At 36.1% G+C, this 16,008-nt stretch carries 11 protein-coding genes; 5 read left to right on the forward strand and 6 right to left on the reverse strand.

The window, feature by feature from the left end; translation table 11 throughout:
• Positions 1–416: 416 nt before the first annotated feature.
• The 4 genes from ssb to Q5N69_RS16970 all read right to left on the reverse strand — a co-directional run bounded on the left by ssb (position 417) and on the right by Q5N69_RS16970 (position 5,542).
• Positions 417–1,109, reverse strand: a complete 693-nt coding sequence (gene ssb, locus Q5N69_RS16955; RefSeq protein ID WP_304370274.1) for a single-stranded DNA-binding protein — start codon at positions 1,107–1,109, stop codon at positions 417–419.
• Between the two features lie 415 nt (positions 1,110–1,524).
• Complete coding sequence (locus Q5N69_RS16960) at positions 1,525–1,929, reverse strand: thioesterase family protein (protein ID WP_304370275.1); 405 nt, start codon at positions 1,927–1,929, stop codon at positions 1,525–1,527.
• A gap of 67 nt (positions 1,930–1,996) precedes the next feature.
• Positions 1,997–3,307: a CDP-diacylglycerol--serine O-phosphatidyltransferase gene (gene pssA, locus Q5N69_RS16965; protein WP_304370276.1), complete on the reverse strand. Its 1,311-nt coding sequence runs from the start codon at positions 3,305–3,307 to the stop codon at positions 1,997–1,999.
• Between the two features lie 168 nt (positions 3,308–3,475).
• Positions 3,476–5,542, reverse strand: a complete 2,067-nt coding sequence (locus tag Q5N69_RS16970; protein WP_304370277.1) for an FAD-dependent oxidoreductase — start codon at positions 5,540–5,542, stop codon at positions 3,476–3,478.
• A 361-nt stretch (positions 5,543–5,903) separates the two neighbouring features.
• Here Q5N69_RS16970 and Q5N69_RS16975 point away from each other — a divergent pair, with 361 nt between their 5' ends.
• On the forward strand, positions 5,904–6,416 hold the full coding sequence (locus tag Q5N69_RS16975; RefSeq protein WP_304370278.1) for a hypothetical protein: 513 nt from the start codon (positions 5,904–5,906) through the stop codon (positions 6,414–6,416).
• Between the two features lie 28 nt (positions 6,417–6,444).
• On the opposite strand, the gene Q5N69_RS16980 is transcribed toward Q5N69_RS16975, so the two are convergent.
• Positions 6,445–7,818, reverse strand: coding sequence for an MFS transporter (locus tag Q5N69_RS16980; protein WP_304370279.1), 1,374 nt, complete (start codon positions 7,816–7,818; stop codon positions 6,445–6,447).
• A 143-nt stretch (positions 7,819–7,961) separates the two neighbouring features.
• Here Q5N69_RS16980 and uvrA point away from each other — a divergent pair, with 143 nt between their 5' ends.
• From uvrA to Q5N69_RS17000, 4 genes are all read left to right on the forward strand, one after another.
• Positions 7,962–10,790, forward strand: coding sequence for an excinuclease ABC subunit UvrA (gene uvrA / locus Q5N69_RS16985; protein ID WP_304370280.1), 2,829 nt, complete (start codon positions 7,962–7,964; stop codon positions 10,788–10,790).
• A 353-nt stretch (positions 10,791–11,143) separates the two neighbouring features.
• Positions 11,144–11,788, forward strand: coding sequence for a fused MFS/spermidine synthase (locus Q5N69_RS16990; protein WP_304370281.1), 645 nt, complete (start codon positions 11,144–11,146; stop codon positions 11,786–11,788).
• A gap of 9 nt (positions 11,789–11,797) precedes the next feature.
• A complete protein-coding gene (locus tag Q5N69_RS16995) occupies positions 11,798–12,685 on the forward strand; it encodes a spermidine synthase (protein WP_304370282.1) in 888 nt (295 codons plus the stop codon).
• A 141-nt stretch (positions 12,686–12,826) separates the two neighbouring features.
• Positions 12,827–14,704 (forward strand): propionyl-CoA synthetase, encoded by a 1,878-nt coding sequence (locus Q5N69_RS17000; protein ID WP_304370283.1) that lies wholly within the window; start codon positions 12,827–12,829, stop codon positions 14,702–14,704.
• A gap of 52 nt (positions 14,705–14,756) precedes the next feature.
• Here Q5N69_RS17000 and rluF read toward each other — a convergent pair whose 3' ends face one another.
• Positions 14,757–15,641 carry a 23S rRNA pseudouridine(2604) synthase RluF gene (gene rluF, locus Q5N69_RS17005; protein WP_304370284.1) on the reverse strand — a complete coding sequence of 295 codons (885 nt, stop codon included), beginning with the start codon at positions 15,639–15,641 and terminating at the stop codon, positions 14,757–14,759.
• Positions 15,642–16,008 lie beyond the last annotated feature (367 nt).

Here is a 16,008-nt window from a genome sequence, read left to right on the forward strand (position 1 = left end):
AACTTTCAACACTGCACGTACTAAAACGATTTAGTTTTGATAAATCAGAGAGTATTTATAGCCTAAAATGAACGATCCTCAAAGTGTATTAGTAATATAATAATTATATAACAATCACTTAACTAACTAATAATTATCATTTACGTGTTTTTAAATTAATTTTTTACTTTTTAAAATAAACTTCATTTATTTATGCTTTTATTTTTAAGTAATTCAAGGAATATTCTGTAACGCTTTCATCATTAAAATAAAGAAGTAGAGAACTTAGAATTGAAACGTTTTGTAGATATAGATTTGATGATGATGCAGATCATTAAGAAGCTAAATGAACCGCAAATTATGGATGGCAATAAAAAAGGCCCTTATATTTTAAGGGCCTTAATGTATTTCTTTACACTTTATATCTTAGGTACGTTTTAAAATGGGATGTCATCATCAAAATCGATAGTAGGCTCTTGAGGATTTACCTTAGGAGCCGCAGGCTGTTGCTTTTGGAAACCACCCGAATGAGCGGGAGCTTCTCTTTGCTGATAACCACCTGAGTGAGCTGGAGCTTCTCTTTGTTGATAACCACCTGGCTGCGCTGGAGCTTGGTGTGCAGGAGGCTGGTGTGCTGGAGGTCGCTGTTGCTGAAAACCACCTGACTGAGCTGGTGCTTGCTGCTGATAACCACCTTGCTGAGCTGGAGCTTGGTTATATTGAGATTGTGCAGGGGCTTGTTGCTGGAAGCCACCTTGAGATGCACCGCCGCCTTGGCCACGTGAATCTAACATTTGCATAATACCATTATAGCCTTGTACAACAACTTCAGTTTTGTACTGGTCTTGGCCTTGCTGGTTTTGCCATTTACGTGTTTGTAATTGACCTTCAATATAAACTTTAGAACCTTTTTTCAGGTATTCGCCAGCTACTTCAGCTAACTTTCCGAATAAAGAAACACTATGCCATTCAGTTTTTTCTTTCGGCTCACCTGTTTGCTTATCTTTCCAGCTTTCAGATGTTGCTACAGTAATGTTAGCAACTGCGCTTCCATTAGGTAAAAAACGAACTTCAGGATCTTGGCCTAAATTTCCAAGAATAATAACTTTGTTAACTCCGCGACTGGCCATGTGTAAATCCTATCTCTGCAGTAATAATGGTCACTGATAATTATTCCTTTAATTAAAATGTATTAAAGAATCACCAATGCTTAAAAATGGGAAATGATTTTACCACGAATATAAATTATTGCTGATATTTTGCAAAATATTTTTTATAGCTAACAATAGGCTTAGCTAATATAAGTTATAACTAGCTGATTTTATTATTAATCGGTTTATATCGTGTAATTTTGAATCAAAATAATCAGTGCTTATAGATCCATTTATAATATTCATTCCACTATTAAGATATTTCAAAAACTAATGGCTGTCTATTAGGTATTATAAATATGCTGATTACATATTAAATACTTTTTATAAGTGCTCGACATATTCATATACGAGACTTGATCAATTAACCACTTATTATATTAATGCTAAAAGGTTAAGCATCAGCTTTCTCAATGAAATGAGTTTGTAATAAGGCTTTTATATTATCGGGAATAATTTGAGATTTTTGATCTTGAAAAGAAAAGTGAACCATAACCGAAGTGCCAGAAGCGCATTTTATGTTGTTTTGCCAAAGCTCTTGGTACACATCAAAAGATGAACTGCCTATTCGACTTACGTAAGTTTTTACTTCCATTTCTTTGCCGTAATGCATTTGTGCATGAAAGGTCACGTCAATTTTGGCTAGGATTAAGCACCATTGTTTAGGATCTAGATTCGGGATGAAGAATCTAAAAATAGGATCACGTCCACCTTCAAACCAAACAGGTACGTTGGTATTATTAATATGCCCTAAGGCATCTGTATCGGTGAACTTTGGAGAAAAAATATCGCTAAACATACTAAGCCCTTAAATAAAAATTTGGTTAACGCTAACGCCATAATTCTTTATTTACAAGGGCTTTGAATTATAAAAATCGTTTAAGTAACCGATCTATTTGAGTAAGACGAATCTTTTTAATGAGCTTTTTAGGCTTAGGCGCATAATCGGCAACGGTATCTAATTTCGAGTAATGATTCAGAATTTGAGTGTTAGCGAAAATAATATCCGTTTCTTTTTTAAGATCAGGCAATAAGGTTCTATCTACATCGTCTAATACTAAACCATTTTCTAAATCTAAAGACCAAGCTCTTGGATTTAAATTACTACCGGTTAATAAGTGATAGCGCTCATCAGAAACAATGCCTTTTAAATGAAAGCTATTACTTTCATGCTTCCATAATCTAACAGTCAACAAGCCTGAATCGACAAATTTCTGCCAACGCTTAACAAAACGCAGTAATAGCATTTCATATAAATACGGCACAATACCTATAGTGGTAAAGTCTTTTTCATCTGGAATAAAAAAGTCATTGGCTGTTTTATCACCAATCACAATAGTGATTTTAACGCCACGCTTCAAAGCTTTAATAATGTCTTTTTTTAGTGGTTTAGGTAAATTAAAGTAAGGTGTAAAAATCAGTAATGATGTTTCACTTTTCTGGATCAACCTTCTTATGCTTCTATTCAAATCATTACGTAACGCGCCGCAGGCAACCAAAGGTTTTATAATAACATTTTGCTGTGTTTTACATTGAGCTAAACGATAAGAAGAACGCTTGATCAGAGCTTTAAGTTTGGCCACACTGGCTTTATTATAATTGGTAATTTCACCACGGTTTAATAACGGACATAATTCAGACTCAACAAAAGTAAAATCTAAATAATCACAAAAGCTGTTTGAGAGCGGTCTAGAATTAATAAGATAGTAACGATCAAGTCTGTATTTTTCTTCTTGGTGTAAGTAAATATTATTGATACTTGCACCTGTATAGAATACAGAATGATCAAATACCATGCCTTTCAAATGTAATACACCTAAAAGTTCTTTACTTTTTACAGGTACACCATAAATATCAATAACTTCAGCGTATTCTTCAGCAAGCTTTAAATAAAGACTACGATTACCTAAATGGGCTTTTTCACCAATTAAGCCACGTCGAGCACGATGAAAATCAACAAATACTTTTATTTCTAATTGGGGATTGGCAATTTTAGCTTTGTATAAGGCATGAAGCACTTCTCTGCCGGCTTCATCATCTTGCAGATAAAGAGCGGTTATATAGATGCGGCGCTTAGCTTGGGTAATTAAATCAAGTAGAGCTTGTTTATACTGCTTTGCTGAGAAAAATGCTTGAATATCTACATCTGACTTGCCAACTGATGACAACAATTCCATTAACTGCCTTATAAGAATTTAATGTTTAGCACGACCATATTTCGCGCGTTCAAACAAATATTATAACGTAATTTAACGGCAAATAACCTAAAAGTCAGACTTTTAAGTTATTCACGTTATTGTTTTAGTTGGAGTTGAGAATTAAACTGAAGAGAAATTGAGTTGAAGTTAAATCGTTGATGCCAATTCAGCTGCTTGTCTAATAGCTCTTTTTGCATCAAGTTCAGCGGCAACACTAGCACCACCAATTAAATGAACACTCGCTTGAGCATCAATTAAACCTTGATATAAAGCACGTTGAGGTTGTTGTCCTGCACAGATAATCACATGATCAACTTCAAGCAGTTTGTCTTCACCATTAATACTAATAAGTAAGCCGTCATCATTCACTTCTTTGTAGGTAACTCCAGGGATCATTTTAACGTTATGTTTATTTAACGTTGCTCTATGTATCCATCCCGTTGTTTTACCTAAGCCAGCACCAACTTTAGTGGTTTTACGCTGAAGTAAATATATCTCACGTTCATTCTTATGAGATTCTTCAAGCTCGCTATTATTCGCTTTAGCCGCAGCACTTTCTTTTGAAAATAACGCGCCAGCACCTTGGTAAGTTTTATCTACACCCCAATTTTTCATCCAAGCTTCAGCATCAGTGGTTAACGACTTTTCTTCGGCTAGATAACACGCGATATCGAAACCTATACCGCCAGCACCAATAATAGCAACCTTATGACCAATCTCTTCTTTGTCTCTTAACACATTTAAATAACTTTTAACTTTAGGATGTTCAAAGCCTTTTATATCAAGTGTTCTAGGAACGATACCTGTGGCTAAAACCACTTCATCAAATCCATCGCTTTTTAGCTTTTCTGTGTTTACCTCTGTAGATAAATTAACGCTAATATCAAGTTTTTTGAGTTGTACATTGAAGTAACGTAACGTTTCATAAAATTCTTCTTTACCGGGTACTTGTTTAGCAAAGTTGAATTGACCACCAATTTCAGACGCTTTGTCAAACAAGGTAACATTATGCCCACGTTGTGCGGCGTAAACACTAAAAGCAAGCCCAGCAGGCCCTGCACCTACTACTGCAATTTTTTTAGATTTAGCTGCTTTTTCAAAGGTAAGCTCTGTCTCATAACAAGCGACTGGATTAACTAAACACGAGGCTCTTTTTTGTTTAAACACATGATCTAAACATGCTTGATTACAACCAATACAAGTATTAATTTGATCACTTTGGTCAGCAGCAGCTTTTTGTACAAACTCAGGATCGGCTAAGAATGGTCTCGCCATAGACACCATGTCAGCATGACCATTGGCTAATACACTTTCAGCGACTTCAGGTGTATTGATGCGGTTAGTGGTAATAAGTGGAATAGACACTTCTTTTTTCATTCGCTCAGTTATCCAAGTAAACGCAGCTCTTGGTACTGAAGTAGATATGGTAGGAACTCTAGCTTCGTGCCAACCAATACCCGTATTAATTAATGTAGCGCCAGCAGCTTCAATAGCTTTCGCCATAGTAACTACATCTTCCCAGCTGTTACCGCCTTCAACTAAATCGAGCATAGATAAGCGAAAAATAATGATGAATTCTTTGCCTACTTTTTCACGTACTGCTTTCACTGTTTCGACAGCAAAGCGCATACGATTTTCGATACTTCCGCCCCACTCATCGGTACGTTTGTTTACCCGAACACATGAAAACTGATTTAATAAATAACCTTCAGAACCCATTATTTCAACACCGTCGTAACCGGCTTTTTGTGCTAGTTTGGTTGAATAAGCGAAGTCTTTAATTGTGCCTTTAATTTGTCGAACAGACATTTCAGCAGGTGTAAATGGATTAATAGCTGATTTAACCTTACTCGACGAAACGCTAAATGGATGATAAGCATAACGACCTGCATGTAATAACTGAACACAGATTTTTGTATCGTATTTATGAACGGCTGATGTGATTTTTTTATGTTTGTTAACATGCCAAAACTTACTGAGTTCACTACCTAAAGGAGCTAAGCGCCCTCTTAAATTAGGACTTATTCCTCCGGTAACAATCATGCCTACTCCACCTTTTGCACGGGTTTCATAGAATGCGGCAAGTTTGTCGAATCCGTTTTTCTCTTCTTCTAAGCCTGTATGCATAGAGCCCATTAATACTCTATTGGCTAAAGTGGTAAAGCCTAAATCTAAAGGCGTTAGTAAGTTGCTATAAGGAGAGGTTTGGTTCATGTTAACTCACTATTTAATGTTTAAAAAAATGGTTTAAAAAAATAGGTAAGAGAATTCAGTAAATACTCAATGGTCGTACCAGTTGACATAAATTAACTCTTGTTAGAGAAAAACTCAACATTATTTATAATGTCTTGGTTTATAAATAACTTATTAAAGGTAACATTATTTGAGTAAATTCATCTAATTCCTCTTTTTAGTTTGGCTCAAAGATCAAAAATTAGCGAAGTTTATGTATGGTTAATTGCACCTAAACTCAGTGTTTCAATTACTATTAATACGCCAAAACAAAAACATTCAGTCATTAACACTATGATAAAATAAAAACGCCAACTTAATTAAAGAACGAAAAGAAGTCTCAGTGAATAAAAAACATATTATCCAAAATATCTTACAGCATTTATTAAAAGAATTAGAAGCAACTCAACTAGCTGCTCATAACGCTCACTTAGCGGCAATTGATGATCAATCGATTGCTGAAACGCAATACGATACTGTAGCGATAGAAGCAGGCTATCTCGCTGAAGGACAATCAAAACGGGTAGAAGAAATTAAACAGTCAATTAAGCAGTTCGAACAATTTAATTCACAAGAATTAGCTGCATCGCCTACTATTGTTTTAGGTTCTTTAGTTCAGCTAGAGAAAGGGGTTGAAAATAATGAGTGGCTTTTTATCGCGCCTTCTGCCGCTGGTTTTAAATGTGAAATAATAACGGATAAAGACAATAATCTAACGAACAAAATTACAGTGATAACACCTCATTCGCCGATGGGACAAGCGTTAATCACTAAAGAAATTGATGATGAAATTACGCTATTAATACCTGGAATTAACAGCGCGAAAGATCCAGACTATATCAATGAAATAAGATAGAAGCTTAATACATAAGTTTAAGAATACTTTAACTGTGCTGAGGATTTAATAAGGCTTTAATACTTAGAATATCAGCTAGTTTTTCATCTATTTTTAAGTAAGCCACTGATTCTTGATAAACCAGAGTTGCTTCTAAAACTCCAGGCATATTAATTAAATGTTCAGCCACTTCATCAGCTTGTTCTTCACTTTGAAGTGATATAGCAAAGCTAAAATTCTTCGACTTTTTAAGCGGTTTCATACCTAAGGTAAGTACAGCCCACACGATACATAATACCGCCATAACTAAGAATATGGATTGTTCACCAAAGTTACTCGCAATAGCTCCACCCACTACACCACCAGTAAATGCACCTAAAAATTGACTACTTGAATAAATCCCCATTGCACTACCTTTAACGCCAGCAGGCGCAATACGAGAAAGTATTGACGGCATAGTCGCTTCTAAATAATTAAAAGCAGTAAAGAACATAATCACTAAAACAACTAACGACCAAAAACCAAGTGGTAAATACCATAACAGTGATAATGCTAAAGCTAATAGTAAAACGGCAGCAGTAAACATTTGTTTTTCTTTCTGCTTTTTCATCGCAAAAATCATAAAAGGTACCATCAAGAAAAATGATCCTAATAAAGCCGGTAAATAAAGTTGCCAATGTTGCTCTAAAGCCAAGCCACTCGCTACAAATTGTTTAGGTAAAGTAATAAAACAGGCGGTTAATGCCATATGTAAAACAAATACACCTGAATTTAAACGACTAAGCTGCGAGTCTTTTATGAGTTTTCGTAATTGTTCAGGTAAGGCAACATTATCACCTTTCGGTGCTTTATTTACGGTATGAGGCACCATAAACTGAATCATCAGCATGGCAAAAATACTTAATATAGCTGTTAGCCAGAATAAACCACTTAAACCAAACGACTGTGCAACTATCGGTCCGATAACCATTGCCGCAGCAAAAGATAAACCAATAAACATTCCAATAGTCGCCATCACTTTCGGTCGTTGTTCTTCACGAGTAATATCAGCCGCTAAAGCCAATATAGCGCTGGCAATGGCTCCCATACCCTGTAAAGCTCGACCAAAAACAACACCATAAATAGTGTCAGACATGGCAGCAACAACACTACCAATAAGAAATACCACCAAACCACCTATTATTATTGGTTTTCGGCCATATTTGTCAGACAACATACCCATAGGTATTTGCAGCATTGCTTGGGTAAGGCCATAAGCACCAATGGCTAAACCCAACCAAATAGGGCTATAACCTGTAAGTTGCTCACCATAAATGGCGAACACAGGTAAGATCATAAATAATCCAAGCATGCGTAAGCCAAATACGGTGGCTAAAGAAAACGCTGCTTTTTTTTCAATTTTATTTAAACCTGTGGTGCTCATCGCTCTATTCTTATGTCTGTTTTGCTACATTAATTAAGAGCGTTATAGTATCACGACTCCACAATGAACAAAATGACATTTAATGTGAACTTAGGATAGTTTTTGTGCGATAATTGTTGGTTAGAAATCCACACGGAACCGTTATGAGAAATATAGAAGTTAGAGGGGCTCGTACCCATAATCTAAAGAATATTAGTTTAGATATTCCTCGCGAAAAACTCGTTGTTATTACCGGCCTCTCAGGCTCAGGAAAATCATCATTAGCTTTTGATACTTTATATGCTGAAGGTCAACGTCGTTATGTTGAATCTTTATCTGCTTATGCGCGTCAATTCTTATCATTAATGGAAAAACCCGATGTAGATCACATTGAAGGTTTATCGCCTGCAATTTCTATTGAACAAAAATCAACATCTCACAACCCTCGTTCTACAGTTGGTACAATTACAGAAATATACGATTACTTGCGTCTACTATACGCTCGAGTAGGTGAGCCTCGCTGTCCAACACATAACGAACCGCTTGCTGCACAAACTGTTTCTCAAATGGTAGATAATGTACTTGCTTTAGAGGAAGGTACAAAAGTCATGGTGCTAGCACCTGTGATGCAGAATCGTAAAGGTGAACATCTTAAGTTACTCGATAACTTATCAGCACAAGGCTACATTCGAGCTCGAATTGACGGCGAAGTGTATGACTTATCAGATCCTCCAACGTTAGAACTTCACAGAAAACACACCATTGAAGTAGTGGTTGATCGCTTAAAAGTAAGAGACGACATTCAATTACGTTTATCTGAATCTTTTGAAACGGCTTTAGCATTAACAGCAGGCACAGCAAAAGTTGCCTTTATGGATGAGCCCGATAGAGATGAGTTGTTGTTTTCAGCTAACTTTGCTTGTCCTCATTGTGGTTATAGCATGCAAGAGTTAGAGCCTCGTTTATTCTCATTCAATAATCCAGCAGGCGCATGTCAAACGTGTGATGGTTTAGGTAATCAGCAGTTTTTCGACCAAAAACGTGTTATTTCAAACCCTGAACTTAGTTTAGCCGGTGGCGCTATTAGAGGCTGGGATAAGCGTAATTTCTATTACTTCCAAATGTTACAAGCCTTGGCTGAGCATTTTGATTTTGCCTTAGACAAACCTTTTAATGAATTGCCTGAAGAGCATCAAAAACTTATTTTACATGGTAGTGGTAAACAAGAAGTAGAATTTAAATACATGAATGACCGTGGCGATATCGTTATTCGAAATCACCCGTTTGAAGGTATTTTAAATAATATGGATCGCCGCTATCGTGAAACAGAATCGAATGCTGTACGTGATGAATTATCAAAATATCTGAATAGCCAACATTGTCCAGACTGTAATGGTAGCCGATTACGTTTGGAAGCACGCAACGTATTTGTAAATGAAACACCATTACCTGAAGTAGCTGAATATGCTATTGCAGACGCATTGAAGTTTTTCCAAGAGTTAGATTTGCCAGGTCAAAAAGGTCAAATTGCAGAGAAAATACTCAAAGAAATTATCGATCGCCTTGGCTTCTTAGTAAACGTAGGATTGAACTATCTAAACCTTTCACGTGCAGCAGGTACGTTGTCAGGTGGTGAAGCTCAACGCATACGTTTAGCGAGTCAGATTGGCGCTGGTTTAGTTGGCGTTATGTATGTGCTTGATGAACCTTCAATCGGTTTGCATCAACGTGATAATGAACGATTGCTTAAAACCTTAGTTCATCTACGTGATTTAGGTAATACCGTGATCGTCGTTGAGCATGATGAAGATGCTATTAGAGAAGCCGATCATGTGATTGATATTGGTCCTGGTGCAGGTGTTCATGGTGGTCAAATAATTGCTGAAGGTACCGTTGAAGATATATTAGCGTGTGAAGACTCACTTACTGGCAAGTACTTATCAGGCAGAGAGTGCATTGAAATACCTAAAACACGTACGCCTTTCGATAAAGACAATGTTGTTAAATTAATAGGCGCTACAGGTAACAACCTTAAGAATGTAGATTTAACCATTCCAAACGGTTTAATGACTTGTGTAACCGGTGTTTCAGGCTCAGGTAAATCAACACTCATTAATGATACCTTATACAAACTTGCTCACATTGAACTTAATGGCGCGACGACTCAGGAACCTTCTCCATATAAAGAGATTATTGGTTTAGACCTCCTCGATAAAGTTATCGATATAGATCAAAGCCCAATAGGCAGAACGCCTCGTTCAAACCCTGCCACTTATACAGGTATATTTACTGCGGTAAGAGATATTTTTGCGGCGACACAAGAATCGCGCTCTCGTGGTTATAAACCTGGACGATTCAGTTTTAATGTTAAAGGTGGTCGTTGTGAAGCTTGTCAGGGTGACGGTTTGATCAAGGTAGAAATGCACTTTCTCCCTGATGTATATGTGCCTTGTGATGATTGTAAAAGTCAGCGCTACAACCGTGAAACATTAGAGGTAAAATACAAAGGTAAAAACATTCATGAAGTACTCGATATGACTATCGAAGATGCTTGTGAATTTTTTAACGCCATACCAGCTGTTAAACGTAAATTAGAAACCTTACTTGATGTAGGCTTAAGCTATATAAAACTTGGGCAATCAGCGACAACATTGTCAGGTGGTGAAGCACAACGGGTTAAACTAGCTAAAGAGTTATCTAAACGTGATACAGGTAAAACCTTATATATATTAGATGAACCAACAACTGGCTTGCATTTCCACGACATCAAACAATTACTACAAGTTATTCACCGTTTACGTGATCAAGGTAATACTATTGTTGTTATAGAACATAATTTAGATGTTGTGAAAACAGCTGATTGGGTGATAGATCTTGGTCCAGAAGGTGGTTCCGGTGGTGGTGAAATACTCGTATGTGGTACACCTGAAGAGGTAGCTGAACATAAAACATCTCATACAGCTGGATTTCTTAAAACTCTACTTAAGCAATAATTAATCAGTAATTTTGGCTAGTCATATAAACCTATAAAACTGAACTTGGGGTTAATAATAATCCCAAGTTTAGCTCACTTCAAAAATCACAATCGCATCCCTTTTAAAAATGGTTAAATCAAAAACACGACTATTTTTATTGGTACTTTTTCCTAAAGCCAATTTAAAGTTATATTTTAAAAATAGAATCAGTTAGTTAACTCGTACAACAAAAACTATTCACCATGCAACTTCCAATGAAAACGTTTAGTTTTAAACGGCTTATATATACACCTCTTTTACTACTAGCTAACTCTGAATCATCCAGTTAAGATAATGACCATCTAATAACTCCTTTAAATACTGACAATTACATGATTTCAAAAACAAATGCCTTGATCTATTTTTTAGCTTTTTCCAGTGGTTTTAGCATTATGGGAATTGAATTATTGGGCGGACGTATTCTCGCGCCATTCTTCGGTAGTAGTGTTCATATTTGGGGCAGTATTATTACTGTTTTCATGCTCAGTTTATCTTTTGGCTATTTAATTGGCGGTAAGCTTTCTACAAAAAATGCATCCCTAACGCGCTATGGATTAATATTCATCTTCGCGAGTATTACCGTTTTGCCTATTGTTTTCTTTTCTCAGGAATTGATGGAGCTGATTTTTACAAATATTGAAGATAGCCGTTACGGTTCATTACTTGCCTCAATGGTATTATTTTTCATTCCAACCATTATTCTTGGGATGATATCTCCCTACTCTGTGCGTTTGCTCGTAACTGACAGTGAAAAAAGCGGACAAGTAGCAGGCATACTTTATTTTGTAAGTACCTTAGGTAGCGCATTGGGCACAATTATCACCTCTTTTTATATGGTGCTTGCCTTTAACGTAAACGATATTATTTTAGGTTTCAGCCTAACATTAGGTTTATTAGGTTTACTGGCTATAGCTTTACATAAAACTATATTTAAGACGCACATGAAAAATACAGCTACAAATACAGTAATTAACTAAGAGGTTTACATGTTCAAATATCTAAGTTTTATCGTTTTAATATTATTACCTACTATGAGTTTCTCAAAGGTAATACATAGTGAACGCTCTTTATACCGAAACATTATTGTTGATGAAAAAGGTAATCAGCGTTGCTTAAAGTTTAATACCAAAAGCAGTAAAACTAACCAAAGCTGCATATTTACAGATAACCCTGACAAGCTTGTGTTTAATTACACTAAGCTCGTATTTTCAAGTTTGTTAATGATAGATAACCCACAAAGAGTTCTCATTATTGGTTTAGGGGGGGGTACCTTATCAAATACAATTCATCAAATTTATCCTGATGCTTTTATTGATAATGTTGAAATAGATCCAGCCGTAACAAGCGTTGCTCGTGAATATTTTGGTTTTATAGAGAATGATAAAATAACCTCTGCGACTCAAGATGGGCGTATATTTATTAAACGTGCTCAACTGAAAAAACAAAAATACGATTGGATAATTTTAGATGCCTTTAATGGTGACTATATTCCAGAGCATTTATTAACGAAAGAATTCTTTGAGGAAACTAAAAGTATTCTCGCTGAAAAAGGCATTATATCTGCGAATACCTTCTCTATAAGTAAATTATACAATCATGAATCAGCGACATATTATGATGTTTTTGGCGATTTCATTAATGTAGCTAATAAACGAAACAGCAACAGAATCATCTTGGCAGGTCATACAGAAGAACCAAGTAAAGAACTCATAAAAGCACGAGTTGAAAAGCTAACACCATTATTAAAACCTTTTGGTGTTGATATAGAAGAATTGAGTCAAAACATGGTTTCAACAAAAGACAACATAGATTGGCCTAAAAATACTAAAGTGCTTACAGATCAATACTCTCCTGCAAATTTACTCAATTTATAATAAAACTTCCCATTGAACCCCCTCTCAATTTACCAGTATAAATAGGTAAATTGAGAGTTAAGCTCATTAGCCAAAGGTCTAATGGTACCTTCTACTAGCAAGCTCTAAACTGGTTATTATCTATCCACCAAGGTAAGAACCATGAGCTATCAAGAAGAATACAATCAATCAAGTAATGACCCTATCACTTTTTGGAGGAAGCAAGCTGACGATATACAGTGGGTCAAAAAACCAAATATTATATTGTCTAAAAATAGCGAAAATAATTACCAATGGTTTGAAGATGGACAACTCAATACCTCATACCTTGCTTTGGATTATCATATAGAACAAGGTAATGGCGATACTATCGCTTTAATCTACGACTCTCCAGTAACTAACAGTAAACAAAAATTCACTTATAATGAGTTAAAACATGAAGTTGCAAAGTTTGCCTGCGTTCTAAAAAATAAAAACATCGAGAAAGGCGATCGTGTTCTCATTTATATGCCAATGATCTCACAAGCAGCCATAGCAATGCTAGCTTGTGCTCGCATAGGTGCAATTCATTCCGTGGTTTTTGGTGGTTTTTCTGCTCATGAGTTAGCAATACGAATAGATGATGCTCAACCAAAAGTTATTGTTTCCGCAAGTTGTGGTGTAGAGATTAAAAAAGTTATTCCATATAAACCTATGATCGACAAAGCTATTGAATTGGCACAATACAAACCATCTTCATGCATTATTTACCAACGAGAATTAATAGAAGCGAGTTTAGTAACTGATAGAGATTATAGTTGGGCATCTTTGATTGAAAACTCACCTGAAGTTGAACCTGTAGCCGTTAATGCGACAGACCCTCTATACATACTCTATACATCAGGAACTACCGGGAAACCTAAAGGTGTGGTGCGTGATAACGGCTCACATGCCGTTGCTATGAAATATAGTATGAAAGCTATATACGATATCGAGCCGGGCGAAGTATTTTGGGCGGCATCAGATGTGGGTTGGGTTGTTGGACACTCATATATTGTTTATGAGCCGCTAATAGCAGGATGTACAACTATTCTTTTTGAGGGAAAACCTGTATTCACACCTGATGCGGGAACATTCTGGCGAGTTTGTGAAGAATATAATGTAAAAGCATTATTTAGTGCCCCAACAGCTTTTAGAGCAATATGTAAAGAAGACCCAAATGCTGACTTGATACAAAAATATGACTTATCAAGTCTAAAAAGATTATATCTAGCCGGTGAACGATTAGACCCAGCAACCTATCAATGGCTAAAAGATAAAACAAATCTACCGGTTATCGATCATTGGTGGCAAACGGAAACAGGTTGGGCAATTGCTTCGATTCCTTATGGTATTGAAGCTAAACAGACAAAAGCTGGCTCAGCAGGACTAGCAACTCCAGGATATGATATTAAAGTAGTTGATAGTTCTGGTAATGAATTAGCTAAAGGTGAAGAAGGTAATATCGCTATTAAATTACCATTACCGCCAGGCTGTTTAAGTACAATTTGGCAAAACCCTGAACGGTTTAAAGATGGCTATCACAATACATTTCCTGGCTACTATGTAACAGGCGATGGTGGGTACATCGACGAAGACGACTATCTTTTTATTATGGGAAGAACAGACGATATCATAAACGTTGCAGGTCATCGAATGTCTACAGGTGAGATAGAAGAAGTTATATCTAATCATCCAGCTATTGCTGAGTGTGCGGTAATTGGTGGTCACTGCCCTATCAAAGGACAAGTACCTTCGGCATTAGTTGTTATGAAAAATAATGTCAATTTAACTAATGAAGAGCTTATATCAGAGCTGAAGCAATCGATACGAGAGCAAATAGGACCTATAGCCAGTTTAAGAGAAGTACATATAGTTCAACGCTTGCCTAAAACCAGATCAGGAAAAATCTTAAGAAAAACTATAAGACAAATTGTTGATGGCGAAGAATATCAAATACCTTCAACCATCGATGATCCTATAGTGTTAGAAGAATTTCAGCTATTATTAGGCGCAGCATAAACATAATATTGTTCAGCTGCGTTTAAATATAATCATGACAATGGACGTCAGATTATTTTTTTAACGATAACTTATTACGCGTTTGATCTTTATTAGAAGTTACTGATTTTTTAGACGTGAATTTCAATTCTTTTGTATCGACTTTAGTGATTGTTTTCGATTCACCTTCAACATCTAAATCAATTCTTGGAGACGTCGTTTCTAATGCTGTTTTAGATGAACCTGCCACTGCAGAATTTATCTCATCCATTTCAGATGCTGAAAGATAACGCCACTCTCCACTTTTAAGATCGCCAAGCTCAACACTCATAATACGAGAACGTTTCAAAGTTAGTACTTCGTAATCTAAATATTCACACATACGACGGATTTGACGGTTCAATCCCTGTGTCAGAATAATCTTAAACGTGTATTTACTCTGTACATTAACGATACAAGGCTTAGTAATAGTCCCTAAAATAGGCACACCTTTAGACATACGCTGAATAAACCGTTCACTTATCGGCTTATCCACACTAACAATATATTCTTTATCATGCGCATTTTCAGCTCTTAAAATCTTATTAACAATATCACCATCACTGGTTAAAAAGATTAAGCCTTCAGAAGGTTTATCTAAACGACCAATAGGGAATATTCTTTTTTTATGACCGATAGCCTCAATAATATTGCCGCGTACATGGGATTCAGTAGTACAAGTAATACCAACAGGTTTGTTATAAGCAATATATATACGATCTGATTTATTTTTAGCAACTTGTTCAACAATAAAACCATCAACACGTACTTCATCACTAGAAGCGACCTTAGTACCTAACTCTGGTATTTTACCATTAATAGTCACTCGAGCTTTCTCGATAAGCTTATCCGCCTCACGTCTTGAGCAGAAACCAGAATCACTAATGTATTTATTGAGACGCTTTAGATCTTCAGACACAAACAAACCTTTAAAAAATTATCAAAAACATATTATACATCAGTTCCTACATAAGTAGAGAAAGTTATAAATCATCATTAAAAGAATATTAGGAATGAAGTACATGGATGTAAAGAGTGAGAATAACGCAGGAGCAGTTGTCGAGATATACAAGAGCGACGACCAGTTAACGCGCACGAATATGCTTATTTATAAATGAAGAACAACAATCACTTTTAACCAACCTAGTCATTGCCTCCAATTTATTTTACCCACAAAAAAAGGCTATCCGTTAGGATAGCCTTTTCTTTGAATTAGAAGCCTAGCAATGTCCTACTCTCACATGGGAACTCCCACACTACCATCGGCGCTACTGCGTTTCACTTCT

The sequence above is a fragment of the Pseudocolwellia sp. AS88 genome, assembly GCF_030551755.1.
In the GTDB taxonomy this organism is placed as follows: Bacteria; Pseudomonadota; Gammaproteobacteria; order Enterobacterales; family Alteromonadaceae; genus Pseudocolwellia.

Bases quoted from the DNA above. Each gene is read 5' to 3' on its own strand.
- ssb (WP_304370274.1), bottom strand. From the start codon at position 1,109: ATGGCCAGTCGCGGAGTTAACAAAGTTATTATTCTTGGAAATTTAGGC.
- Q5N69_RS16960 (WP_304370275.1), bottom strand. From the start codon at position 1,929: ATGTTTAGCGATATTTTTTCTCCAAAGTTCACCGATACAGATGCCTTA.
- pssA (WP_304370276.1), bottom strand. From the start codon at position 3,307: ATGGAATTGTTGTCATCAGTTGGCAAGTCAGATGTAGATATTCAAGCA.
- Q5N69_RS16970 (WP_304370277.1), bottom strand. From the start codon at position 5,542: ATGAACCAAACCTCTCCTTATAGCAACTTACTAACGCCTTTAGATTTA.
- Q5N69_RS16980 (WP_304370279.1), bottom strand. From the start codon at position 7,818: ATGAGCACCACAGGTTTAAATAAAATTGAAAAAAAAGCAGCGTTTTCT.
- uvrA (WP_304370280.1), top strand. From the start codon at position 7,962: ATGAGAAATATAGAAGTTAGAGGGGCTCGTACCCATAATCTAAAGAAT.
- Q5N69_RS16990 (WP_304370281.1), top strand. From the start codon at position 11,144: ATGATTTCAAAAACAAATGCCTTGATCTATTTTTTAGCTTTTTCCAGT.
- Q5N69_RS16995 (WP_304370282.1), top strand. From the start codon at position 11,798: ATGTTCAAATATCTAAGTTTTATCGTTTTAATATTATTACCTACTATG.
- Q5N69_RS17000 (WP_304370283.1), top strand. From the start codon at position 12,827: ATGAGCTATCAAGAAGAATACAATCAATCAAGTAATGACCCTATCACT.